This window comes from Ferrimonas marina, from assembly GCF_900129905.1.
GTDB classification, from domain to species: domain Bacteria; phylum Pseudomonadota; class Gammaproteobacteria; order Enterobacterales; family Shewanellaceae; genus Ferrimonas; species Ferrimonas marina.
The window spans coordinates 1-25658 of sequence record NZ_FQXG01000015.1 but is presented as its reverse complement, the minus strand read 5'-3'; the positions used below and the strand labels follow the sequence as shown (position 1 = coordinate 25658).

Annotated in this window: 17 protein-coding genes, 5 tRNA genes and 1 rRNA gene; 3 read left to right on the top strand and 20 right to left on the bottom strand. The window is 59.3% G+C overall.

Annotated elements, in window-relative coordinates; all coding sequences use genetic code 11:
- Positions 1–10: 10 nt before the first annotated feature.
- The 9 genes from rpsJ to BUC04_RS22880 form a co-directional block, all read right to left on the bottom strand.
- Positions 11–322: a 30S ribosomal protein S10 gene (rpsJ, locus tag BUC04_RS22920; protein ID WP_013343788.1), complete on the bottom strand. Its 312-nt coding sequence runs from the start codon at positions 320–322 to the stop codon at positions 11–13.
- Positions 323–608: 286 nt separating this feature from the next.
- Complete coding sequence (locus BUC04_RS22915) at positions 609–2798, bottom strand: GumC family protein (protein ID WP_073326193.1); 2190 nt, start codon at positions 2796–2798, stop codon at positions 609–611.
- A gap of 62 nt (positions 2799–2860) precedes the next feature.
- Positions 2861–3391 carry a polysaccharide biosynthesis/export family protein gene (locus tag BUC04_RS22910; RefSeq protein ID WP_082766815.1) on the bottom strand — a complete coding sequence of 177 codons (531 nt, stop codon included), beginning with the start codon at positions 3389–3391 and terminating at the stop codon, positions 2861–2863.
- A 9-nt stretch (positions 3392–3400) separates the two neighbouring features.
- Positions 3401–4510, bottom strand: coding sequence for an outer membrane beta-barrel protein (locus BUC04_RS22905; RefSeq protein ID WP_067665804.1), 1110 nt, complete (start codon positions 4508–4510; stop codon positions 3401–3403).
- A 92-nt stretch (positions 4511–4602) separates the two neighbouring features.
- Positions 4603–6006, bottom strand: coding sequence for an undecaprenyl-phosphate glucose phosphotransferase (locus BUC04_RS22900; RefSeq protein WP_067665807.1), 1404 nt, complete (start codon positions 6004–6006; stop codon positions 4603–4605).
- A gap of 101 nt (positions 6007–6107) precedes the next feature.
- Positions 6108–10688, bottom strand: a complete 4581-nt coding sequence (locus BUC04_RS22895; RefSeq protein ID WP_067665810.1) for a Kelch repeat-containing protein — start codon at positions 10686–10688, stop codon at positions 6108–6110.
- A 196-nt stretch (positions 10689–10884) separates the two neighbouring features.
- Positions 10885–12309, bottom strand: coding sequence for a lipopolysaccharide biosynthesis protein (locus BUC04_RS22890; protein ID WP_073326185.1), 1425 nt, complete (start codon positions 12307–12309; stop codon positions 10885–10887).
- Positions 12310–12321: 12 nt separating this feature from the next.
- Positions 12322–13449, bottom strand: a complete 1128-nt coding sequence (locus BUC04_RS22885; RefSeq protein ID WP_159437717.1) for a glycosyltransferase family 4 protein — start codon at positions 13447–13449, stop codon at positions 12322–12324.
- Positions 13450–13459: 10 nt separating this feature from the next.
- Positions 13460–14611, bottom strand: a complete 1152-nt coding sequence (locus BUC04_RS22880) for a glycosyltransferase family 4 protein (protein WP_067665817.1) — start codon at positions 14609–14611, stop codon at positions 13460–13462.
- Positions 14612–14802: 191 nt separating this feature from the next.
- Between BUC04_RS22880 and BUC04_RS22875 the strand changes: the two genes are divergently transcribed.
- Positions 14803–16140 carry an O-antigen ligase family protein gene (locus BUC04_RS22875; RefSeq protein ID WP_067665818.1) on the top strand — a complete coding sequence of 446 codons (1338 nt, stop codon included), beginning with the start codon at positions 14803–14805 and terminating at the stop codon, positions 16138–16140.
- Complete coding sequence (locus BUC04_RS22870) at positions 16137–17210, top strand: glycosyltransferase (RefSeq protein ID WP_067665823.1); 1074 nt, start codon at positions 16137–16139, stop codon at positions 17208–17210. Before BUC04_RS22875 ends, BUC04_RS22870 begins: the two co-directional genes overlap by 4 nt.
- On the opposite strand, the gene BUC04_RS22865 is transcribed toward BUC04_RS22870, so the two are convergent.
- The 7 genes from BUC04_RS22865 to BUC04_RS22835 form a co-directional block, all read right to left on the bottom strand.
- On the bottom strand, positions 17207–18631 hold the full coding sequence (locus BUC04_RS22865; RefSeq protein ID WP_067665826.1) for an oligosaccharide flippase family protein: 1425 nt from the start codon (positions 18629–18631) through the stop codon (positions 17207–17209). The genes BUC04_RS22870 and BUC04_RS22865 overlap by 4 nt on opposite strands.
- An 8-nt stretch (positions 18632–18639) precedes the next feature.
- The gene (locus tag BUC04_RS22860; RefSeq protein ID WP_067665829.1) at positions 18640–19551 is read right to left on the bottom strand and encodes a glycosyltransferase family 2 protein; all 912 of its coding nucleotides are present in this window, start codon (positions 19549–19551) and stop codon (positions 18640–18642) included.
- Between the two features lie 159 nt (positions 19552–19710).
- The gene (gene tuf / locus BUC04_RS22855) at positions 19711–20895 is read right to left on the bottom strand and encodes an elongation factor Tu (protein ID WP_073326183.1); all 1185 of its coding nucleotides are present in this window, start codon (positions 20893–20895) and stop codon (positions 19711–19713) included.
- A 101-nt stretch (positions 20896–20996) separates the two neighbouring features.
- Positions 20997–21072: transfer RNA gene (locus BUC04_RS22850), tRNA-Thr, on the bottom strand.
- A 9-nt stretch (positions 21073–21081) separates the two neighbouring features.
- Positions 21082–21156: transfer RNA gene (locus BUC04_RS22845), tRNA-Gly, on the bottom strand.
- A gap of 31 nt (positions 21157–21187) precedes the next feature.
- A tRNA-Tyr gene (locus tag BUC04_RS22840) sits at positions 21188–21272 on the bottom strand.
- 6 nt (positions 21273–21278) lie between these two features.
- A tRNA-Thr gene (locus BUC04_RS22835) sits at positions 21279–21354 on the bottom strand.
- A 236-nt stretch (positions 21355–21590) separates the two neighbouring features.
- On the opposite strand from BUC04_RS22835, the gene coaA reads away from it, so the two are divergent.
- Positions 21591–22532 carry a type I pantothenate kinase gene (gene coaA, locus BUC04_RS22830; RefSeq protein WP_082766826.1) on the top strand — a complete coding sequence of 314 codons (942 nt, stop codon included), beginning with the start codon at positions 21591–21593 and terminating at the stop codon, positions 22530–22532.
- On the opposite strand, the gene birA is transcribed toward coaA, so the two are convergent.
- The 4 genes from birA to rrf all read right to left on the bottom strand — a co-directional run bounded on the left by birA (position 22529) and on the right by rrf (position 25650).
- A complete protein-coding gene (gene birA / locus BUC04_RS22825; RefSeq protein WP_067666202.1) occupies positions 22529–23485 on the bottom strand; it encodes a bifunctional biotin--[acetyl-CoA-carboxylase] ligase/biotin operon repressor BirA in 957 nt (318 codons plus the stop codon). The genes coaA and birA overlap by 4 nt on opposite strands.
- On the bottom strand, positions 23485–24519 hold the full coding sequence (gene murB / locus BUC04_RS22820; protein WP_067666199.1) for a UDP-N-acetylmuramate dehydrogenase: 1035 nt from the start codon (positions 24517–24519) through the stop codon (positions 23485–23487). Before murB ends, birA begins: the two co-directional genes overlap by 1 nt.
- An 893-nt stretch (positions 24520–25412) precedes the next feature.
- Positions 25413–25489 (bottom strand) — tRNA-Asp (locus BUC04_RS22815).
- 46 nt (positions 25490–25535) lie between these two features.
- Positions 25536–25650, bottom strand: a 5S ribosomal RNA gene (rrf, locus tag BUC04_RS22810).
- Positions 25651–25658: the final 8 nt, after the last annotated feature.

Here is a 25658-nt window from a genome sequence, read left to right as displayed (position 1 = left end):
GAATCTGGAATTAACCCAGACTGATCTGCACGTCTACGCCGGCAGCCAGATCCAGACGCATCAGCGCGTCGACAGTCTTGTCGGTAGGCTCAACAATGTCCACCAGACGCTTGTGAGTACGGATTTCGTATTGGTCACGCGCGTCTTTGTTGACGTGCGGAGAAATCAGTACGGTGTAGCGTTCTTTACGGGTGGGCAGCGGGATAGGACCGCGAACTTGAGCACCTGTACGCTTAGCAGTCTCAACGATTTCCGCGGTGGACTGATCGATCAGGCGATGATCGAACGCCTTCAGGCGGATACGGATTCTTTGGTTCTGCATTGACCAGAGCTCCAACTCTAAGAAACACATAAACCAATCCCTTCACCACCATCTTTATTGATGCGGGAAGAGACGATTCACCATTCATTCAACTCCAAATCGGAGTCGCTGTCTGCGACGCTAATTGCGCCACTAATGTTGCCACCTGATTGGTGGCGGGCTTGGGCCAATTGCTCAAGCCGGACGAATTATACGCAAATCCCAGAAAGACGCAAGGCCAATTTCCAGGGAAATTGGCCTGCGCTGGGGCCCACCGCTTAGCGGGGGTCGCGCAAAAGTGGGTGCATTATGCCGCACTTTCGCATTTTTCGGTAGTGCTTATTTGTTGTCTGTAGCCATGGCCATAGTAGCTGTCGTAGCCCGAGCCATACTGGGCCTGCATCGCGTCCTTGTTGACCCGGTTAAGCACCACGCCCGCCAGCAGGATGCGATTCTCCAACACCTGCTCCAAGGCACGCTTGGCCAGCTTGACCCGGGTATAGTCCGCTCGCACCACAAACACCATGGAGCCAGCCAGTCGCCCTACCATCAGGCTGTCGGACACCGCATTGACCGGCGGCGTATCCATCACCACCACATCGTACATATTGCGGACCTTGTCGATCAGCTGCTCGAACGGTTCGCCAGAGAGGGTCTCCAACGGGCTCGACAAGGCGGTACCGGCGCTGAGGATATCCAGCCCGGTCTCTGCATCGTGGTAGATGCACTGCTCCAGTGAGTGGGTACCATTGACCGCATTGGTCAGCCCAGGCTCGTACTCGGGGATCTTAAACGCCTTGCCCACCGAGGGGCGGCGCAGATCGCAGTCCACCAAGAGCACCTTCTTCACCTGCTGCAGTGACAGCGCCAGGCTGATGGCCGAGGTGGTTTTGCCCTCTTCCGGGGTGGCCGAGCTCACCGCCAGGGTCATGGGCCGACGGTTGTTGCCTTGGAGGCTCAAGGCGGTACGGATGCTGCGCCAGGACTCACCAAACTCCGGCCGCTCGGTATCAAAGTAGCCGGTGGTGGCCAGATCGGACGAGGGACGGCGCACCTCGGGCACGATACCCAGCAGCTTGGCCTTGAGTTCGTACTCCACCTCATCGGCGCGACTCACCACATCGACCAGGCGGGCATACAGCAGGGCTCCCAGGGATGCCAGCGCCAGGGCGATGGAGAACACCGCGATCAGCAGCAGGGGCTTCTTCGGCTCCGCCGGCACCAAGGGTGGCAGCGCCGGATCGGTAAAGCGGGCGATCGCCTCGTTGAAGTCGCCGGCCACGCCGGTCTCCTTGATCCGGGTCAGGAAGGTGTCGTAGAGCTGACGATTGGTTTCCACCTCCCGCAGCAGCTCGCGGTATTCCGACTCGTTCTTGCTCAGTCCCTGGTAGTTTTGCTTGGCCGTCGCCAGCTCCGCCAGCAGGCTCGACTCCTCCCGACTGGCCGCCTGGTACTCCTGTTCAATGCCATCCACCAGTTGACGGATCTGACGACGTAAGGAGGCTCGGATCTCCACCAGTTCTGCCCGGGCTCCGATCATCGCTTTGTGCTTGGGCCCATAGCGGTTGGCTAACTGCGCCACCTTCTGTTCGGCCTGGGACTCGGCCCGTCGCAGCTGCTGGATACTGGGGTGACGGTTGATGGCAGGCAGTGAGGCGAGCTGATCGATGTTGCCACCGGCCACACCGGCGACGCTGCGCGCCACGCTCTCTGCGGCACTGCGTCGAGACTTGGCCTCGGTCAGACGCGCCTGGATGTCACCCAGCTGCTTGCCCTCCAGTGACAGCAAGCCTTCGACATCGACCAGACCCGCCTCTTCCCGGAACTGCTGCAGTTGCAACTCGGAAACCCGCAGGTTGTCCTTCAGGGTCTCGAGCCGGCCCCGCATCCAACCGGTGGCCTCTTGCGTTGCCACCAGCTTGTCTTCCATGTACGACTCGATGTAAACCCGACCGATGGCATTGGCGACAGCCGCCGCCAGCTGGGGATCCTCAGACAGAAACTGGATCTTCACCAATTGAGTGCTGCGCACCGGGATAATGGTGAGGCGCTCGAAGTAACGACCCAGAACGCGCTGTCGGGTGCGATAGCGTTTCTCTTCCTCGGTCAGCTGCCTGGCAGGCTCGCTCCAGGGCATCTGGTTGCGCAGCCAGGTCCTCATCATTCCCAGACCCAGGCCACTGTCCGCGGTAAATTCCGGCACCATCATCAGGCCCGTGCGATCGACCACCTCCTCTGCCACCTTGCGTGACTGCAGGATCTGATACTGCGTCTGGTAGTATTCGGCCGTGGTGGAGTCGACCCCGTAGATCTCCTCGATAGAGACCACCTGATTCTGCCGGTTCTCCAACAGCAATGAGGCCTCGGCGTAGTAACCCGGTGGTAGCCGGCTGATCACCGCATAGCCCACCAAGGTCACGAGTACGGTAAAGGCGACAATCCACCAGCGATAGCGCATCAGGACGGCCCAGCGAGCACTGAGTCCGATCCATTCCATCGACAGAAATTGATCTTTCTGAGCTTCCAGTTCCCTGCTCATAGGTTCCCCCAGGCTCCGATTTAGAAGAACGAGTCTTCAATGAAAATTGAGTCGCCGGGCTGAACCTGTGTGGCCATCTCGACCCGGATGGTGCGTTCCTGATCTGGCCCGGTGCGGGTTAAGGTCATGCCACTGCGAGAGGCACGCTCGGTCAGGCCGCCAGCAATGGCGATGGCCTGTCGAACCGTCAACCCCGGCTGAAAGGGATAGCCTCCAGGCTCGCGTACCTGACCGTTAATAAAGAAGGGGCGGTACTCGACGATGCTGACGGAGACCGAGGGATTGATAAGGTAATCGCCTTTCAAGCCCTTATAGAGCAGGCTCTCCACCTCACTGGTGGTCAGGCCGGCAATCCGTACTGTGCCCAAGTAGGGGTAGGAGATGTTGCCAGACTCACTGAGGCGAATACTCTTGATGGTCAGGTCGTCCTCACCAAATACCTGGATGCGGATCTGGTCCCCTGCCCCGAGGCGGTAGCCTGCGGTTTGTGCCCACACCGTCGGTGCCCCAAGCAGCCCAATCAACAACAACACTAAGAATCGTAATTTCATGGCAACCTCTTACAGGGAGACAGTCACGCTGAGCCCGTACAGTGTCTTGTCATAGTTAATGGCAAGATCCGGTCGGGTCGAGCTGTGGTCGATGAACTGGTAGTAAGGCTCAAACTTCAGCCAACGACGAAATTCGTACACCACCCCCAGGTAGAGTCGATCGATGTCATCTTCCCGGTCATCGCCGGTGTAATCGTCGTTCTCAAAGCGGTAGCCCAGCACCGTGGCAAAACGGCTGCGCCAGTAGTGGGTCCAGGTGGCGTCGTAGATCGATTCGTTGACGTAGTCACCGTCAGAGAAGGGGTCGGTGGCGGCCCGGGAGCTCTCGAACTCGATGGTGGAGTAGGTTCTCGGGTTCCAGGTCAGACCGATATCCCAAGAAAAGCCGGAGAAATCTTCCCGGGAAGAATCATCAAAGTCTTTGTCTTCGATACCGAACTTGGCACGGCCCTGGGTTTTGTCGGTGACATCCCAGGTCACACCTGCCAGCGCCCGTAAGGTGGTGCTGTCCCGCAACGCCCGATCCGGCTCAGGATTGGGATAGTCGCGATCGGTGTATTTGGCCTCCACGACCAGGGCACTGCGGTTGCCTACCCGCCACTTGATGTCGCCACCGTAATAGAGGTCTTCATAATCGCGGGCTTCGGTCAGGTCTCGGAAGTTGTCATAGGTGTGGTCAAGGTAACCGGCCATCACTCCCAGCTGCATCCGGGCAGAGTCTGCACCGAACTCGTACTTCCCTTCCAGCCGGTTTCGGGTGTACTCCAGCGGCGCGTTGAGCTCCTCGAATTCCGCCACACCGGTACCCCGGGCTTCATGACCCTTTTTGAAGCGGTATTCCGCGTCAATCCGATGCTGGGCGGTGAACTCGTGGTGACCCATGAGCTCAGCGACGTGGTCGGTGTAGTTATCGTCGGAGGAATCGAAGTAGGTACCGGAACCCAGCCGGTAGTGGGCTTTGATGTGGCTTATGCGCCCCCCCACGGCAAACCAGAGATCGGGCTCGACCCGCAGGAAGGTGGAGCTCACTGAGTCCCCACCTCGGTTGAGAAGGTTGTCGTCGTGGCCAAGATCCACGAGCAGGGTTGGCCGGAAATACAGTCCTTCGGTCAGTTCCATTTGGGCTGGCTCAAATTCCGCCCACGCCCCCATACTGGCCATGGCCAGTGCTATTGCCCCTAAAAAACGCTGCACAATCGACTCCCTGATTATCAATAGGCGTTTTCATGCGAAAACCCCTTTGTGAGTGTCATTGCCACGATTTGGATATCAAACAGCACAGACCAGTGGGTGATGTAATGGAGATCGAATTCCACCCTTTTGGCCATTTTATCCAGAGTATCTGTCTCGCCGCGCCAGCCGTTGACCTGGGCCCAACCGGTTATCCCCGGTTTGACTTTATGCCTTAGCATGTAGCCCTGGATCAGCGCCCGGTATTGTTCATTATGTGCGACGGCGTGGGGCCTGGGCCCAACCACCGACATCGATCCTTGCAACACATTTATGAACTGCGGCAACTCGTCAAGGGAGGTTCTTCGAAGCACCTTTCCGAGCCTTGTAATCCGACAATCATCTCTAGTGGCTTGTTTTATAGTAGTTCCATTATCGGAAGTCGTCATGGAACGGAACTTCCAAACCTCTATTTTCTTTCCATCTATTCCATATCTGCTCTGTTTAAAGATGGCTGGCCCCTTGGATTCCAAACGGATGGCCAGGGCAATTAACAGCATGGGAATGGCGAAGACCAACAACGCCACAGTGGCAATGGTGAGGTCTTCCGCCCGCTTCAGTGCCCCCCATGGCCCGCGAATGGGTGACTCATAGACGCTGAGGGTCTTGAGCTTACCGACGTTGTGCCAGGCGGCATTAAACAGGTTGTAGATAAAGAAGTTGGGTACCAGGTGGATCTCACTGATGGAGTCGGTACAGCGCTCCAGGATCTGGGCTATGCGCGCCTCTGCCTTCATAGGCAGGGCCACAAAGAGCTTATCGACTCCCCCCTGTGCCGCCCGGGTGAGGGCGTACTCGATGTTACCTATGAGCTGATCCTGCAGATCGGCGTGGACCCGGTCTGGCTCGCGGTCATCACAGATCCCCAGCACCTGGATACCCAATCCCGGCTTGCTCTTGATCTCATTCACCAACAGAGAGGCCATTGGGGTTGCACCAATCACCAACGCCTTCTTAAGGTGCTGACCGGACGCAGACTGGGCCTGCAGGTAACGGCGGTACAGCCAGCGCCAGGCCACTAACATCACCGCCACCAGGGAGACCCAGGCAACGAAGGCGGTTCGGCCAAAATTGGCATCCAACTTGAGGAAATAGAGACAAAACAGCAGACCGACTGAGACCAGGCCCCAGGTAAGGATGGTGGCCACGGCCACGTCGGCGAAGGGGATAAGGCGCCACGAGCGGTATAGTGAGAACACCTCTGAGCAGTACAGCATGAGCAGCCCCGCCACAATGGCCCACACTGCCAGTGCATTGGGGGCCAGTCCCTGAGGTAGCGGGGTCAGATTGACCAGCCCCAAGCCGAGGATAATGACAATAAAATCTGTGATGCGCAGCCAAATTGCATTTGGTTGACTGCCGTCACTCCAGTCCACTGTACCCATGCTCAACGTCCCTGAGATGAGAGAAAGGAGGCGCCACCTAACCCTGTGTCGCCTCCAACCTTATGTGGCCCCAATCCCGGTGGGGCCACCCCTGCTACTACTTATTCGAATGAGATAAGGTGCGTGTTATTGGTGAAGGAGGAGCCGGACTCTTCGCCCCCCACCGTAATAACCAACTGCCCCTGGTAGGTACCAAAGCCGCTGCCGTGGGTCGGGTTGGATGCCACCCCGATCACAGACCAGCTGTTGCTACCGGTGTCGTAAACCTCAACTTCCTCGAACACACCGGAAGAGGAGCTGTTGTCTACCTCGCCACCTACCACCTGAATGTTTCCATCTACCGTGCCAACCGCGAAGGTACGGCGACCGACGTTCATGCTGGCACCACTGCTCCAGCCACTACCCGGCGTGTAGATCTCCATGCTGTTCAGAGTGCCGTCCACGGTAGTGCCATTGGACTGGCGCTCACGACCACCCATGACATAGAGCTTGCCATCGATGACTGCCGTGCCCGGGTTATCCCGTACTTGGCTCATGGAGGGCCCGGTCTGCCAGCTGTCCCCATCCGGATCATAGATGAGGAGCGAGTTGACCGACGCACCACTGCCGTTCATACCACCGGCGATATAGATCTTGTCGCCAATGACCTCAGCACGGATACCACCCAACGCCGTGGGCATGCTGGTCAACGTCTCCCAGCTGTCATTGCCCGGGTTGTAGCGGTAGCTGTTGCTCACGGCGCCACTGAAGGGTGCGGTAGACCCACCAAAAACATAGAGCATGCCGTCGAATGCGGCCACTGCAGGATTTTCCACTGCCGGCCCTGGCTTATCGTTTAATGTCTGCCATGTATCTGTATCAATGTCATAAGCATAGTGGTTGTTGGTATGCCCTGCGCTGGTCTTACCGCCTACAAGGTAGAGCTGACCATCCATGATGGTGCTGCCAGGGTCCAACAGAGCGGCAGGTGCATCCTCGGCCGCCAGCCAGCAACCAGAAGCAATAAGCTCCAGCACACTGACCTTGCCATTACCAAACTCGCCGATGTAGAGGTTGCCGTCCCGCTCGCTCAGCACCAGCGGATCGTCTAGGTCAGCAAAGATCTTCTCCGAGCTTTCCACTGCGGTGCCACTCTCGTTGAGGACCACGCGGACAACGCCATCGTCCTTGGAGTAGTTGGTGTACATCAGGTTGCCGGTCAGGGCGCCGCAGGCGCGGGACGAGCGGTACTCGATGATGCCGTTCGCGGACCGATTGTCACCCAGGTCGAAGATCTCCTCTTCATAGTTGGACAGCGCACTGACGCCCTGGAAACTGCCGTCCTTGAACACACACTCGTCACGTGACGGGTTGGGGTGGCCGTAATACTTGCCCTCGAGCAGGCGCAGCAGCAGGTCCGGCTGGGCCCCCGGGTTGTCACCGCCCTCGTCATAGGGATCCGGGTCACCGAAGCCAGAGCAATCCGGAGTGGGCTTGGGCGGGAAGGCGCCAGTCACACCCAGACCGTTATCCGTGGCGTAGGCTTCGCCGTTGCTATGGAACACGAAGTCGTAGGTGTTACGCAGACCCGTTACCCAGTTATCCACATCACAGGGCGGCAGGCCAAAGATGTCGCTGTTGTTGGCACAGGTGCCATCGAAGCCATCCTCGAACACGTCTGCCACCAGGATGGAGGCTGACAGGTACTGCTCAGCCCGATCGCCAAACTCCGAGGGCGCGATGTTGGGGTCAACCGCAGCACCCGCCCCGGTGATCCCGCCAATGGCGATGTAGAGTTTGCCGTCGGGGCCAAAGTGGAGGCTGTTGGGACCGTGATTGGCCTTGGCCCGCGGCAGCCCCTCGATAACGTGCTCGACGTCCTGGAAGTTGTTGCCGGAGAGCCGGGTTACCATGCCCGAGTTGATATCACCGTTATTAGCCGACGCACTGGAGTGGTTGAGCCACAGGGAGAAATCATCGGGATCGCTGGGGTTGTCATGGTACACCTCGATGCCCAGGGTCAAGCGATTGCCCAAGCTATCCTGGAGCGAGTCAATGGCGTTGTCCTGGATGACGTTAAAGTCGTCATCGTAGGTCAGTTCTCGGACCTCACCCTGCAGTGTCGCCACGTAGAGCTTGCCATTGGGGCCCCAGACCATGGAGGTGGGGAAGGAAACGTTGTGGCTGCCGGATTTCACGAACTGCCAATCGCCACTGCCCGGCAGCGGACCGCCACCCCCCTCATCCACCTCTTCAATGAGGAAGTTCTCGAACTGATAGTTGAGGGCGGAGCCATTGCGGTTACTGGCCATCAGACCGGTGAAGGTGCGGGTACCAATGATAGGGTCAATCCCCGCGGCGTCGAAGCTGAAGAACTCCGAAGGCAGATTAATGACACCCATCTGCAGCTCCGCGCCACCGTTAACGGAGTAGCGACCGGTCAGGGTCTTATTCTCAGGATTAGCCACCAGAATAAGCTTGATGGTGCTGCCGTTGAGATCACCCACGGTGGAGTTGAACTGGGTGGTGAAGCTGCCACCGTCCTCAAAGCCAAACTGTACCCGACCGCCGCTGGGCCCGGACAGGAACACCAGCTTGACGTAGTTGTCCTCGTCGTAACCAAACCACAGGCCGGCTTGCTCATAGCTGCCGGTGCCGGTGGGCGGATCGACCAGTACGGTGGAGATTCGGGCGATGTAGTTGGGCCCGGCGTAGCCGACACCGATGGCGTTATCCAGGCTGTTGGTAGAGGTGTACTGCAAACCGCTGGTGGTGGTGATCACCAGGCGCTCGGTGCTGGTGTTCACGTCCAGCAGGTTGGGCTTGTAGCCGCCCTTGGTGGAGGGCTGCAGGTAGGTCATCCCGGTGCCGGTACCAGCGCCGTCCTCCAGTCCACCCTGTTCCTGGTCAAACTCCACACTGAAGGGGATAGAGACCTTGATCAGCTCGCAGCTGACCGGGAAGCAATCGCCACCGCCGCCACCGGCGTTGCCATCGTTGTCGCTGACTTGCAGGTTGACGTTGACGCTGACCGAGCCGTAACCCACGGCGGAGAACACCACGGTATCCTGGTAGCTGCCTTCACTCAGGCCCGATGGGTCCGCCATGAAAGTGACCGTGCTCGGCGTGGAGTTGCTATCCAGTGACACATCCAGCCAGCTGGCACCATGGGATTCTGACAGGCTGGCAGTGCTGCCATCTGAGGTGGAGATCACCGTGGTACCGGTCACCGCCGGGTCGCTGACATCGGCGGACCAGTTGAAGGTCCCAACCGTGCTTTGCAACTGGGGCAGACCGCTGCCGGTAACAAAGCTGCCGGTGACCGTCTTGGTGCCATCCGAGGTCACCACCAGTGCCGTGACGGAATGGGTGCCCGCCGACAGGCCGTCGGAGTTGAATGACTTCGCAGTATCGTCAGCTTCGGTGCCGGCAAAGTCGTAAGGTGCCTTGCGTTCGGTCTGCACCGGGCTGGTCAGTTGCGGATCATCCAGGTACCAGCGTACCTCGCTGATGTCCGTTTCCGGCGAGATGAAGACGTAGATATCGCCACTGACGCCTTGACCGGCAAGGGCCGTTGCGCCACTTCGGTTGGCGTTGCCGCTGATCAGCATCTGATAGTCACCGCTGCCACCACCACCGGAGGCAGGCAGGATCAGCATCTGTACCGAGACCGACACACTGCCGTGCCCGGTGGCGCTGAAGGTCACCGTGTCTTCATAGCTGCCGGGCGACAGGCCCGAAGGGTTGCCGGTGAGTGTTACGGTGGAAGGCGTGCTGCCGCTGATGGCCACAGACAACCAGGCATCGTTATGGTTTTCTTGCAGGGTGTAGGCGGCGCCGGTGCTGGAGCTGATGGTCAACTGGCTCGATTGGGCAGGACCGCCCTCCTCCACGCTCCAGTTCACGTCAGTGGTGGTTGCCTGCAGTAGCGGCGAGCCGGCACCAACGCTGAAGGACGCTGAGATCACCTCGATGCCGGTTCCAGTAAAGATCTCGGCGGTAACGAAATGGTTACCCTGACCCAGGGTGTCGAAATTGAAGGGCCGGGCATCGTCGTTGCTCTCAGTGCCACCCAGATCATAGGGGGCGGAGCGCTCAATCTGCTGGGCCGTGCCGTTCTCGTCGCTGTTGACGTAGAAGCGAACCTCGTTAACGTCGGTCTCGGGAGCGATAAAGACGTAGCCATCGCCCTCCAGGGTCTGCCCTGCCAGTGCCGAGGCCCCGGTTCGACCGGGGTTGTCACTGAACTGCAGGGTGTAACTGCTGGGTGTTCCGCCACCACCACCGCCGCCACCACTGCCACCATCGCTGTTATCCACGGTGAAGCTGGCTTGCTCAGTAAACACCGCGCCCGTCGTGGGCGTCACCGAGACGGTGATGAAGTGCTGGCCGTCCGACAGGGTCTCAGTGGCAAAGGCAAAGCCATCGCCGTTACTGGCGGTACCCGCAAAGTCATAGGGCGCCTTGTTCTCGGTCTGGAAAATCGTGCCGCTGTCGGACTGATCCAGGTAGAAACGTACCTGGCTAGCCGCGACCGGCGCATCGTAGTAGATGTAAACACGATCTGAGAGTGTGGCTTGAGACAGTGCAGTGGAGTTACTTCGGTCCGCGTTGGAGCTTACGCGTAATTCGGCAACGGAAATTGCACTGAAAAGGAGGCAGCAGACACCGACTAGGATGTCCCTATTGAGGAACCGGAACATAGATTTACTCCCTGTCCGACAAAGACAAGACTTCGCCATTAACAACCGCAAAGGGCATACGTCCTAGCTGTACCGAAGGGGTACAGCCCCAATGAAGTGAATTAAGCGTAGTTGAATTGTCTAAGCCGCCAGGGCTGTGAAGGCCATCCTTTTTTTAAGGTTATTATTATCAGCATCTTCCACCTGGTATGACCAGTCAAAGCCAGTTGATTCGGTGCAGACGACACCAGCGCCAATAGCCGCCGACGCACAACAGGTAGACCACCACACCGCTGCCTATCAGCAAAGCGAGCTGCCAGCGAATCGGTTGAGTGAGCAGGTTGGGCTGGATCCACAGCAGCAGCGCCACCATGCTACTGACACAGAGCACCGGGGCGACAGTCGACTGCAACCAGCGAGCGGGGGAGAGCGCCAGCATGCGCAACACCACCCACTGCTGCAGCAATGCGAACGCCAGAGCCAGGGACAGACGAACCCAGGAGAACGGCTCCAGGCCATACTCCACCGCCGGTAGCAACAGCAACGCCATCACCACCAACCGGCCGAGATTCAACCACAGCTCAAGATCCAGCCGGTCCAGCGCCCGAAAGACCACGCTGGAGACGGTGATCAACTGCTGACAGATCCCCACCCAGCAAAGCACCTTGAGGATGGGGATCGCCGCCAGCCAGGCATCACCGAAGAACAGGGTTACCAGGGGATCCGCCACCACCCAGATCCCCAGCAGCATTGGCAACACCAGGAATGCCGTGGCCTTCATCGATCTCAGGTAGTGCTGGCGCAGTGCTGCAGGCTCGCCCTGGAGCTTGGAAAGCGCGGGGAAGAGCACCTTGGCGATCTCCAGGCAGACGCTGCGGATAGGCACCAGCATCAGCTTCTGAGCCAGGTTATAGAAGCCCAGTGCCGTTGCTCCAAGGAACTGACCCACCAGCAGCTGGTCCAGGTTGTAGATGCCGTATTGCAGGTACTGTACGCCCACCATCCTGGCGGAGAATTGGAACACCTGCCGTACCGAGGCCAGGGAGAACCTCAACTGCGGCCGCCAGCCAGACACCAGACAGATCAGGCCTGAACGGATACCGTGGAATGCCAGCGGCTGGCTGACCAGGCTCCAAAGCCCAAAACCGAGCCAGGCCAGCAGCAAGGCGGTCGCACCGGCTCCGGCGTGGGCTACCGTCTCCACCAATGTGAGTGCCTTGAAGCGCATCTGCCGCCGCATCAGGGCCTGAGGAACCGCACAGAGCGCGGCTAAAGGAAACAGCCAGGCCATTACCTGGACCACGGGGATCAACTCGGTGCGGCGGTAGAACGCAGCAATGGGCTCTGCGGCAAGATAAAAGGCGATGCCCACGACGGAGGCAATCAGCAGGCTAAGCCAGAACAGGCTATGGCAATGGAGGGGGGTGAGATCCTGACGCTGGATAATGGCGGCGGCGATGCCGGAGTCGGCCAGGATGCGGGCGAGCCCAGCAAAGACCATCACCATGCTCATCAGGCCAAAGGCCTCGGGCCCCAGCCAGTTGGCCAGGGTCATGGTGACCAGCAGCCCGACGATCTGCTGGACCTGCTTGCCGCCGACCACCCAGCCTACTCCCTGGAGGAACCTGTGCCAAAGCGTCATGGGTTACTGCCGTCAGCCGGAAGAGAGGGATCCCAATCGCGCTTCTCCACCACGCTGGGCCAGGATCAGGAACCGGCTTGCCGATTCGGCCCAATCGAACTGGCGACTGCGCCGCTTCAATGCCTCGCCAACCTCGGCGCGGGCAAGCGGGTCTTGCCACAGCTGCTCGAGTCGCTCGGTCAACACCGACCGGTTGTCGGCAGGAAACAGCGCCTCAGGTACCCCTTCCACCACGTCGGCATTCTCGGGTACATCAGCGCACAGCACACATCGCCCCTGCCCCATGGCACTGAGCAGACTGTTGGACATCCCCTCCAGCACCGAGGGCAAGACAAAGATCCCACACCCTTGCATCAAGGTGGCCATCTTGGCCTGGTCTACATGGCCAAGGAACAGCACCTTGTCATGGGCTAACTGGCGCAATCGCGCCTCATAGGCCGGGGATTTGCAGTTGCCACCCGCCACCACCAGCAAAGGCGGCGCGGCCATGGCCGAGTGAGCCTGGAGTAACAGATCCAGCCGCTTGACCGGATCCAGCCGGGCGGCATAGAGCAGATAGTGATCGGCGGTCAGCGCCAAACTCTCCAGGTAGCCCGGCTCGAATCGCTCCGGGGTGGTAATGCCATTGGCAATGAACACCGTCTCAATCCCTTTGGCCTGGAAATGGCGCTGCATCGCCAGGCTATTTACGGTGCAACAGTGAGCCCAGTGCGTGGCGGCGTACTCACCCGCCTGCAGAATCCACTTGTTCAGACCGCGCCAGCCATCCCGTTGGCTATCGATGGCGCGCAGGCAGGCCACGGCTCGCGCGCCAAACAGACGCACCAGCGGGCTGAGCAACGACGGTCCCGAAGCAAACAGGAACACCACCTGGGGCCGCACCCAGATAAGCAGGTAGAGCAGCACCACCAAGGTGGTGGCGCTGTGGCCCAGCGCGGTCACCCATTTGGGGGCCGACAACAGGTGCACCCCATGAGACTGGCTGCGTTGAAAACCACGCCCCTCACCATGACCTGCGACCCAGATGGGCTGGGTGCCCTGACGGGCCATCTCGCGGCTGAGCTGATGGACGGCATTCTCCACCCCTCCGTAGGCGGAGTGAAATCCTCGCCCGCCGACCAGGGCAACGGCTGTTCGCATCCTTGCCCCCTCAGGTCTGTGCCGACACGATCGGCGGCTGGTCAAACAGGGCCTGCTGATGCAACTCCACCACCCGCTCCAGCGAGTAATGGGAGTGGATCTTGGCGACGGCCTGCTCCCCCAGTCGCTGGCCATCCGCCGTTTTGGCTTTTTCAAACAGCGCCACCAGGCTGTCGACATCCTCACCGCCAGCCACCAGGCCATTGATGCCATCATCAATGATCTCGGTACAGCCGAAGATCGGGGTGACCAGGCAGAGTGAGCCGGCTGCCATCCCCTCCAGCAGCGCCTTGGGCATGCCTTCAAAGTTGCTGACCAGCAGGTGGTACTTGAAGCTGGGCAGGTGCTCACGGATCACCTCGTTGGGTTGGATGCCGTGGAAGATCACCTCCGCCCCGACCTTCTCAGCATGGGCCATCATCTCTTGCCGCAGCGGACCGTCACCAAACACCTCCAGCGGCCACCCCACCCGGGCGCAGGCCTCCACCATATTGAACACATTCTTGAATGACATCAGCCGGCCAACGTAGACCGCCCGCTCCTGTCGCTCGGCCCAGGGGGGGAGATCATTGATGGAGCGGGTGTCGATAAAGTTAGGGCAGAGGGTGACAGTGCGGATATGGCGGTTGTTGTGGTAATCCAGGTGGGTGCAAACCAGGGTGTGATCAGAGAAGCGGGTCAGGATCCGATCCAGCGGCCAGGAGAACGCCAGGCGCAGCCACTGCTTGCGATCCCAATGACGACGCCAGAGTGAGTGGCCGTAACGGTAGACAAAGCGGGTACCGAACAGCAGCTTGCCAATGAAACCGGTCCAGCTGCCGCTGGTCTGCTGGCAGATACAGGCTTCCGCGGCCCGAAACTGTTGGCGGTGGATCCAGGGCGCAGCCACCGAGTACCACAGCTTACCCAGGCCGCGGTTGGCCCAACTGGGCGGGGTGAGTAGCTCAATCCCCTGGGCGATCTTGCCCTCCGCCTTGAGCTGCGCCAACACCTCGGCGTCGTTGGCGTCGTAGGTCAACCAATAGACGGTGTCGAACAGCCCCTTCTCCAGATAGGCGGCGGCCAAGGTGGCATCAATATTTAGAAACCCACTTTGGGTCAGTCGCGTCGCGGACTCGCCCAGCATAAAGGCGACGATCACGCTTTTCCCAGCGTCCTGCATCCTGCTTCTCCCTGAATAAGTGACAGCCATTTGTTCCTTTCTAATTGAAAAGCATAGTCAATGAACCGCACATCCGGGTTGAATCCTGAATTGCCTCCGCCTTGGCATTGGCGCGCCGAACAGACCTCGACTAGTTTTAGTTTGTATTAGAACAATCAGCGAATTAGGGACTTCCAGGGACAGGATTAAAGATGGATAACAATCTGCAATTTGCCCGCCCATTCTTTGCCTTGGGCGCCGGCCTGTTTGTCGCGCTGTCGATCTACCTGGTCAAGCTCAGTGTCGGGCTGCCGGTGCGTACCTTGGTGTTACTGTCACTGTTCTCCGCTTTCGCCACCCTGTTTCGAGTGCACTGGCCTACCCTGCTCGACAATTTTCATCTGCGCGCCCTCGCCGCCATGGGCCTGTTTGGCCTGGTGGCGTCGCTGATCTTCGAGTTTGAACTGGCCGGCCCCGGCTACCAGATGTTTCGCTTTATCATCCAGCCCGGAGTAGTGCTGATCACCGGCCTGATGTTGTGCCAGCTGTTAGGGGTGCGCTTCCTTTCCCAACTGTTTCTGGCGGCGATCCTGGTATCCGCCACCGTCGCGGTGCTACAGGGACTCAACCTGCAGCCCGCCTGGGACCTGGCCAACAAATTGGCCGTGCTGCAGGGGATGGAGCGCTCCGACATCTTTGTCTCGGAAAACACCTCCGGTGGTGGAGTCTATATCGACCGCTTCCGCCCCCGCGGACTGTCCTATTCCAATATCCACCTGGGTTACCAGGCGTGTCTCTGCTTTATGATGTTCTACCTGTCGCGGATGCTGCCGACTCGGTTCGCCGATCTCTTTCCCCGTAACAACCTGCTGGCGTTTGCCATCCTCGCCTGGCTGCTGGTGGCGGTCTTCATGACCGGCACCCGCTCCAGCCTCTACGGCTTGCTGCTGCTTTGGCCTGCCCACCTGTTTTTCACCAGCCGCCAGAAGATCCCCATCGTGCTGCTGGGGCTGGCAATACTGATGATGGTGCCCGTGATCCAGCCCATCCTTTATGAGGTGCTGGATGTGCGGGTGCTGAGCATAGAAGACAGCTCCTTTGCTGCCCGTAAGCCCCTGGCCATGGTCGGCCTGCTGCTGTTTCTCGATATGCCCATAGGCCACGGTTGGTTGGCAGATACTACCGAGCTGCAGGCGGAATACTGGCACATGCTCTACCAGATGGAGAATGCCCGGGCGGTGGCGGGACGGGACCTGCACAACAACCCCATTCGTCTGCTCTTTGTCTACGGCATCGGTGCCATCGTGACCCTCACCTGGTACTTCCTCAAGCTCAAGGCCCACTACAGCAAGTACCTGCTGATTGGCCTGGTGCCCTACCTGGCCCACTCGACCTTCCACAACGACGGACTCTTTCTCGGCGGCAACTATATCTGGCTGGTGTTTGCCATGATCCACGCCTGCTACCTGCTGGATAACCAGCGCAGCCCGGCACCGGCGCCCACGGCGCAGACGGTACGCCCCATCCCCTACCTGGCGGTGAAATCATGACCATCCACTTTATCAGTTACAGCAAGTCCACCAGCAGCGGCGGGGTGCAAACCACCATTCGCGGATTGCAACGTTTCTTGCTGGCCAAAGGGGTGCCCTGCCAGGAGCTGTATGTCTACGATTATCCGGATAACGGCAACCTGCTGCCGGAGCTGGTGGGCAGCACCTCAGTACGCTGGGGCAATACCCCCTACATCGGCCAACGCAAGCTCCACCTGCTGATGGCCGCCGCCACCGGCTACCAACAGATCCAGCGTACCGTGTCTGACGGCGATACCCTGGTGCTGTTCAATCCCTTCTACCTTATCTGCCTGCCCCGCAAGATCCTTAAGCGGACCCGGGTGGTACTGGTGCAAACCAATCGATTCGACTATTTCCTCGGTGGCATTCAGCGCTGGGCCTTTCAGGCGCGCAAGCAGTACATCGACATCATGACGGTGTACACCGATGCCGATAAGGCCACCCTGCAGCAGCTGGTACCGGACGCCCCCTTCCCCATCGAGGTGATCCCCAGGGCCTGCCGGCTGGATCGCGCCAACAGCACATTGAACCGCAGCACCGAGCTTATCTACATCGGCCGCATCCACGAGCAGCACAAGAACCTGTCTGGGCTGTTCCAGGTAATGGATACCCTGGGCGCACCTTACCGCCTCAGTATCTACGGTGGCGGCAGCAAGGAGGAGCTGGCCCGGCTTCAGCGCCAGATCGATCTTCGCGACAACGTCCGCTACTGCGGTGAATCCCAGGACGTGGCACCGGCTCTGCGGGCCCATGGGGTGTTCCTGATGACCAGCCACTTCGAGGGGTTTGGCAATACCCTGATCGAGGCCCGCAGCCAGGGCTTGCCCATCGTCGCCTACGACACCTTTGAAGCGCTGCACTGGATCGTCCGGGAGGGGCAAAACGGTCACGTTATCCCACCCTACGATCATCGTGCCTTCGCCGATGCCATCTTGGCGATCACCGCCGACGATGCCACCTATCAGCGCTACTCCGAGGCGGCACTGGCACTGGCGGACGACACCGATCAGGAGCGGATCCTGGCACGATGGCACCGATTACTGGTTTAGGCTGAGCGCAACAACTGAGGGCGGACAAAGGGCAGGAACACCAGCATCGCCAGCAGCATCAGCAGCAATGGCGGCCAGACCAGGCCCAGTTGTGGGAAGGATTCAAACAGCAGCAAGGCCAGGGCAAAGGGGACCATGGAGCCCACCATCTGCCTCAGCACCGGTAGGAAGCCCGAACCATAGAGGATCCGAAACAGCCGACTGACGGCATAGGCAAAGATCCCGTGAAAGACCACCACCAACGCCATGCACAGGCCCTGCAGGCTCGGCCAGAGCAGCAGGCAGCTCACCACCGTCAGCAGGATCAGCGCCGCCCCCACCATGCCGTTATAAAACATATTCTTGGTATCCCCCATCCCCTGCCAGAAGCCGCCATTGCAGGCAGTGATGGTCTGCACCGGGATGGAGAAGGCGAGGATCTGCAGCAGGGGAACCACCTCGTGCCATTGCCCTCCCAGCATCAAGGAAACGATCAGCTCCGCCTGGGTGTAGATGACAAAGGCGATCATCGAGGCGAGAAAGCCCAGCTTGCGGATCAGCATCAGGTGAACCTCGCACACCTTCTCCGGCTGGTCCTGGTAGCGATTGATGGTGGGCTGGATGGCCGGGTTGATGGCAAAGCTTAACAGCACCAACGGGTACTTCATCAAGGCGTAGGATTTCTCATAGACCCCCAGGGCGCCAGCGCCCAGCACTTTACCCACCAGGATGTTGTCGGCATTGCGGGAGAAGTAGTTGACCAGATTAAAGGCCAGCAGGAAGCCGGAGAATTGGGAGATCGCCCGTATGGCTCCCAGTTGATCACCAAAGGCTGGCCGCCCCAGGGGCAAGCGGGCACTGCGCCACCAGTGCAGCGAAAACATCACGGCCGCCAGAAAGAAGGGACGGGCAGCAATGGCCAGCAACCGTTCACCCTGGTACCAGATGGTCAACACCGCCACCAGGGCTACCAGCTCGCCGGCGATGGTGTGCAGCGCAACCCAGTCAAACCGTTTCTCACGCAGGTAGGCCGCCAGTGGCACCGCACTGAGCACGTTAAAGAAGATCCCGGCGGCGGCAAACAGCCCCAGGATCTGGTAGTCACTGCGCTCATAGAGCCAGTTAAGCAGAAACAGGAAGCCGACAAACAGCACCGCGATGGCTAGGCCCAGCAACGCCGAGAAACTGAAGATCCCATCCCGCTCCTCGGCAGTAATCTCGGCTCGATTGACGATGCCGGCACTCAGCCCCGCCTCGCCAAACACCATGAAAAACATCACGAAGACGTTGATGATCGCCACCACCCCGAACTCCTCAGGGGTAAACAGCCGGGCATACACCATCAGTAGGATAAGGTTGACCAGGTAGGTGGAGTAACGGGCCAACACACTGACCCGGATGGCCGAGAGCAGGGAGCGGTAAAGGCTAGTGGATTCACTCATTGGTGCCGTCACATCCGCGACAGGTAGCGGATCCGGGCCAGGTAATGGGGGATCTGAGAGAGGTAAGCCCAGGGGCTTTTTACCAGGAAGCGGTTGTCGCTGCGGGCGATGATCTGTACCGCCTGCAAGCCCTTACGCCACCCCAGCTTACGGGCGCGCACCACGAAGCCCAACAGGCTGTGCTGCTGCTCGGCCAGGCCATGCTGACGCAGCAGGTCGTTATAACGGATAGTGGCACCCAGCCGGCTCTCCAGCCGCGGCCAGTCGGTTTGGGTAGTGAGAGAGCCGCCATTGCGAGTGACGCAATAGAGGCTGCGCTCGGTGGCGCTGATCTGTTTGGCGTACAGACCCACCTGGAGGGAAAACAGCAGGTCGTTGCCGGCAATCACCTCATCGAAACGGATCTGATGACGCTGGATCAGGCTGTGGCGGATCAGTTTGCTCCAGGGTACGAAGAAGCGCAGCCGGATTGCCAACTCCTCCCCGGACTGGCAAAAGTTATGGACGATACGCCGGTAGTTCTGGGTACGGTCACGCAGGTGCTCAAACTGGCCGTCGCTTTCATCTTGTGAGCAGGGGGAGAAGAACACCACCTCGGCCGGATGGTCTCGATACTCGGCCAACAGCTCAAAGGCACCGGGGAGAAAATAGTCGTCGGAGTCGGCAAACAGCAGCCAGTCGCCACTGGCCTGTTCCAACCCGGTATTGCGCGCGGCACCGGCACCGGGCTTGCCACGATCGTTGCTGAGGAAGCGTACCTGGGGAAAGGATTGCGTCAGCGCTGCGGGGTCGTAGTCCCGGGTGCTATGGTCATCCACCACGATCACCTCGATGCCGTCCTGTTCCAGTGGAATAGACTTCAACAGGCGCCGCAGCCGCGGCTCGTCATTATGGTGGGGGATCACGATCGATAAGCGCAAACCGTCGCTCCTTGCTACGCACTCGGGGATCGGAGGTGCCTTCCTGGCGCCAGACTCTGGGCAAACGAAGTATAGCAAAGGGGTGCTAGCCTGCTGACTAAACACAAAAAGGGCGCCTTTCGGCGCCCTTTTTTAGAAGCAGTGTGTGCTTATCGTTGATTACTCAACGATGGTAGCTACAACACCAGCACCTACGGTACGGCCACCCTCACGGATAGCGAAACGCAGGCCTTCTTCCATCGCGATCGGAGCGATCAGGGTAACTTCCATCTGGATGTTGTCACCCGGCATTACCATTTCAACACCTTCCGGCAGCTCGATGGTGCCAGTGATGTCGGTGGTACGGAAGTAGAACTGAGGACGGTAGCCTTTGAAGAACGGGGTGTGACGACCACCTTCTTCTTTGGACAGTACGTATACCTCGGAGGTGAACTTGGTGTGCGGGGTGATGGAACCCGGCTGAGCCAGAACCTGACCACGCTCAACTTCTTCACGCTTGGTACCACGCAGCAGAACACCACAGTTCTCACCAGCACGGCCTTCGTCCAGCAGCTTGCGGAACATTTCAACGCCAGTACAGGTGGTCTTCTGGGTTTCTTTGATGCCGATGATTTCTACTTCGTCACCAACCTTGATGATACCGCGCTCTACACGACCGGTAACAACGGTACCACGACCCTGGATGGAGAATACGTCTTCGATCGGCAGGATGAAGGCACCGTCGATGGCACGCTCCGGCTCCGGGATGTAGGTATCCAGAGCTTCAGCCAGTTCGATGATCTTCTTCTCCCACTCGGCGTCGCCTTCCAGCGCCTTCAGAGCAGAACCCTGGATTACCGGAGTGTCGTCGCCCGGGAAGTCGTACTCGGACAGCAGCTCACGAACTTCCATCTCTACCAGTTCCAGCAGCTCTTCGTCGTCAACCATGTCACACTTGTTCAGGAACACGATGATGTACGGTACGCCAACCTGACGAGACAGCAGGATGTGCTCACGGGTCTGCGGCATCGGGCCGTCAGTCGCAGCACAAACCAGGATAGCGCCGTCCATCTGGGCAGCACCGGTGATCATGTTCTTGACGTAGTCAGCGTGACCAGGGCAGTCAACGTGAGCGTAGTGACGAGTTTCGGTGTCGTACTCAACGTGAGAAGCGGCGATGGTGATACCACGCTCGCGCTCTTCCGGAGCGTTATCGATCTGATCGAACGCCTTCGCTTCGCCGCCCATGTGCTTAGCCAGCACGTTGGTGATCGCAGCGGTCAGAGTGGTCTTACCGTGGTCAACGTGGCCGATGGTACCAACGTTAACGTGCGGTTTTGTACGTTCAAATTTTTCTTTGGACATGATTAGCCTCGATCAAAACTCAGCGGAAAATCCACTTACGCTTGGGGAAACTCGAAATTGAGTATAACAAGGATATTTGCGACGTGGCGCGGGGGGGAGAGTGGTGCTGATACCCAGATTTGAACTGGGGACCTCACCCTTACCAAGGGTGCGCTCTACCAACTGAGCTATATCAGCACTGGATATTGGAGCGGGCAGCGGGAATCGAACCCGCATCTCTAGCTTGGAAGGCTAGGGTAATAGCCATTATACGATGCCCGCTTTGTTTCCACAGCGCACGCCACGGAAAAGATGGTGGAGGGGGTAGGATTCGAACCTACGAAGGCGGAGCCGTCAGATTTACAGTCTGATCCCTTTGGCCACTCGGGAACCCCTCCAAATTGTGGTGCCGCCACCAAGAGTCGAACTCGGGACCTACTGATTACAAGTCAGTTGCTCTACCAACTGAGCTATAGCGGCACAGCATCTTTGCAGATGCGGAGCGCATGATAGAAAAAGCGCCGATTCAGCGCAATAGGTCCGGGTAAAAAATTCGTTTCCAAGGCCACGATCGAGCAGCTTTTGACCAACCACAAAGCCGTGCTGGTTATGCCCTCAGCGGCCGGTTCAGCCCCCTGCCCTGGCGGGTTAAGTTGCTGTACCTTTTGCCATGTGAATTGTATAGTCCCGCTCGCAACCTTGGAGAATCAAGACCTTTGAGTGCCATTGAACGGGATCATGCCTACCAGAGCTTCAGCCGCGCCCAATGGGCGGAGCTGCGTGCGGCTGTGCCACTGCCGCTGACCGAGCCTGAGCTCGAGCGGCTGCGTGGTATCAATGAGAGCATCTCTTTGGAGGAGGTGGAGGCGATCTACCTGCCGCTGTCTCGGCTGCTCAACCTCTATGTCTACGCCAAGCAGCGTCGTGGCGACGTATTGGAGCAGTTCCTCGGGCGCAAACCGTCCCTGGGCCCCTACATTATTAGTGTGGCGGGCTCAGTAGCGGTGGGCAAAAGCACCACCGCCCGTATCCTTCAAGCGCTGCTGCAGCGCTGGCCTGAGCATCCCCAGGTTGAGCTGATCACCACCGATGGTTTTCTTCATCCGCTGGACGAGCTGCAACGCCGTGGCCTGATGGGCCGCAAGGGCTTCCCGGAGAGCTATGATATCCGCCGGCTGCTGGAGTTTGTCCGTGACGTGAAGTCTGGCAAGGGGGCGGAAGCGCCGCTCTACTCACACCTGACCTACGATCGCATCCCCAATGCGGTGCAGCGTATCCATCAGCCGGACATCCTGATCCTGGAAGGGCTCAACGTGCTGCAATCCAGTGTCGATTACCCCGAGGAGCCCCATCGGCCCTTCGTCTCCGACTTCGTGGATTTCTCCATCTACGTGGATGCGCCCCATACTTTGCTCAAGCAGTGGTACGTGGACCGTTTCCTCAGCTTCCGTGACGGCGCCTTTAAGGATCCCAACTCCTACTTCCACCACTACGCCAAGTTGACCCACTCGGAAGCGGCCAAAACCGCGGCCAAGATCTGGGATGAGATCAACGGGCCCAATCTGATGCAGAATGTCGAGCCCACCCGTGAACGGGCCGATCTGATCCTGAGTAAGGCTGAACAACACCAAATTGAGCAGATCCGGCTGCGGGGCTAGCGTAGTCTCAGGCTAACCTCACCACCGGCGAACGCCTTCAGCTCACCATTCTCCAGTGCCAGCAACAGGTTGCCCTGGGTATCGATGCCCCGGGCCACACCGGTGATCACCCGCTCGCCCATGCTCAGCTGCACCGGCTTACCGGCGAAACAATCCCGCTGCTTCCACGCCTCGACGAAGGGGGCCAATCCCTCCTGCTCGAACCGGGGCAAAGCGCTGTCCAGGTGGCCCAGGACGGCCTGGGCCAGGGCATTCCGATCGATACGGTCCGCCTGCTGGCTTTGCAGGTCAGCCCAGGGCTGGTCCAGCTCGGTGCCTTCCGGCATCACCACATTGAGACCGCAGCCGATCACCAGCTCACAGGGTTCGCCCATCTGACCACTCATCTCCACCAGGATCCCCCCCAACTTGCGACCATCAAGGTAGAGATCGTTAGGCCATTTCAGCTCGACCTGACCCAGTCCCAGGGAAGCGATCGCTTCGGCTACCACCACGCCGACCATCAGGCTCAGCCCGGAGGCCGCCATCATTCCCTGCTCCAGACGCCAGTAGTAGGAGAGATAGAGATGACTGGCCAGCGGGGAGAACCAAACCCGTCCCCGTCGGCCGCGACCGGCACTTTGCATCTCGGCCAGGCAGGCCTCCCCCTTAACGCATTGTCCACGCCGCCCCATCAAAAAGGCGTTGGTGGAATCGATCTGCCAAAACAGGTGAATGGGGGTTTCACGTCCCTGCACCAGGCGTGCCGGGTCAAGCAGGCTCAGTCCATTGGGAATGCGATAGCCTTTGCCTTTGACCCGGTGGATCACCAGCCCCAGATCAGTCAATGCGGTGATGTGGTTGTTGATGGCAGCACGACTGACACCCACCTGCTCGGCCAGCGCCGTGCCAGAATGGAATTGACCATCGGCCAGCTGGGTTACCAGTGATTGCCGCAGCGCAGAGAGTGCCATTACCAGACGAAGCCTCCTTGGCCGTCGAGGATGCGAACCTCGGGCTCCAGTCGGATCCCATACTGAGACTCCACGGTATCCACCACCTTATGGGCCAGAGTCACCACGTCATCAGCGGTCGCCCCGCCGTGATTGACCAGTACCAGTGCCTGTTGTTCATGCACCCCTGCCCCACCCTGGCGCGTGCCCTTTAGCTGACAACGGTCGATCAACCAACCGGCAGGGACCTTGGTCCAGCCGGGCTTGTCCGGATAGCCGGGTAGGTCCGGATGAGACTGCTGCAACTGAGCAAAGCGCTCGGCCGGGATGACGGGGTTCTTGAAAAAGCTGCCCGCATTGCCCAAGCGCGCAGGGTCCGGCAGCTTACTCTGACGAATAGCCACCACCGCGTGGTACACCTGCTCGGCGGTGGGTAGTGTCTCCTCGCCCAGATCCCGAAGCGGTCCATAACTCAGCTCCGGTTGCCACTGCTTGGGCAACACCAGGCCGACGGCAACAATCACCGCCTTGCCCAAGAGTGCGCGCTTAAAGATGGAGTCCCGATAGCCAAACTGGCACTGCTCGGCATCCAGGCGGACCACCTCCAGTGTCTCGACATCGAGGTAATCCACGTAAAGGCAATGGTCAGCCAGGTCGATGCCGTAGGCGCCGATGTTCTGGATCGGGGCAGCCCCTACGGTACCGGGGATCAGCGCCAGGTTTTCCAACCCCTTGATGCCCTGCTCCAGAGTCCAGCGAACCACCTCATCCCAATCTTCTCCCGAGCCCAGGTGAAGATGGTAGGCCTCAGGACCTTCGGTCACGGTGCGCCCCGCTATTCGATTGCGGATCACCACCCCCTGGAAGGGCTCGGTGAACAGAACATTACTGCCGCCCCCCAGTACCAGCTTTGGGAGATCGCGCCATTCGGCGTTACGGTAGACCGCGCGCAGTTGATCCAGCGTCTCCACCGTCACCAGCCAATCCGCCTTGGCCGCTACAGAGAAGGTATGTTCGTCACGCAGTTCCGCGTCCCGCTGGGGGATCGAGCTCATTCGGGATGTCCTAAGTTGGCTAACCAAAGGGCGCATAGTAAGGGATCATACCCTTGTTGGCGAGTGAACCAGCGCCAGCGGCGAACAGGTTAGTGAGTACTCTCACAGCCTGGAGACCCTACCGCAACTGCAATCTTAAGTGAATTCACTTCAACACACTGGTTTGTGACTGGCGAGATCCAGACACCGCTTCCCCCAATGGTAGAGAGTGTATGGGTGAGAAAGACAGTTAAGTAACCTAGCGCTCGAACGCAAAGGCAGGACGCCGAAGGGAGGGATGCACCAGGGGCGAAGCGAAACCGAAGCGCAGCTTCGTAGTTAGCTACGTTGGAGGCAGGACGCCGACAGGGCACCGCCACATGGAGGTATTGTTAGCACGGTTGGCTGAACGAACCTATGGACGTGGCGCGCCGTAGCGGCGTCTCTACCATTTCCTTATCTATAAACGACAAAACCCTTGGGCGTTAACTCAAGGGTTTGGTGTAAATGGCGGAGTGGGCGGAGGGCACCGTTGCGTAGCGACGCAGGCCCGAAGCGGCTGCCAGGGATGGCAGCCTGGGGGATGTCACATGGAGGTGTTGTTAGCACTGTTCGCTGAACGAACCTGTGGACGTGGCGCCCCATAGCGGCGTCTCTACCATTTCCTTATCTATAAACGACAAAACCCAGCCGCTAGGCTGGGTTTTGTCGTTTATAGATGGCGGAGTGGGCGAAAGTGACCGTTGCGCAGCAAAGCAGCGCTTGAGCGCGAGGCAGGACGCCGAGCGGAGGGATGCACCAGGGATGGGTTGTTGGTGCCCAGCGCTTACGGAGCACTGAACCGTCCACTTCAACACGTAACGCTCTAAACGCAAAAAAGCCTGAGTCTTTCGACTCAGGCTTTATGCAAATAATGGCGGAGTGGACGGGACTCGAACCCGCGACCCCCGGCGTGACAGGCCGGTATTCTAACCAACTGAACTACCACTCCGCACTATTCTGTGCTGCTACCCGCTTAGGCGAATAACAAAATAGGTGCTTGGCAGTGACCTACTCTCACATGGGAACTCCCACACTACCATCGGCGCGATCGCGTTTCACTTCTGAGTTCGGCATGGGATCAGGTGGGACCACGATGCTATTGCCACCAAGCAAAAAAC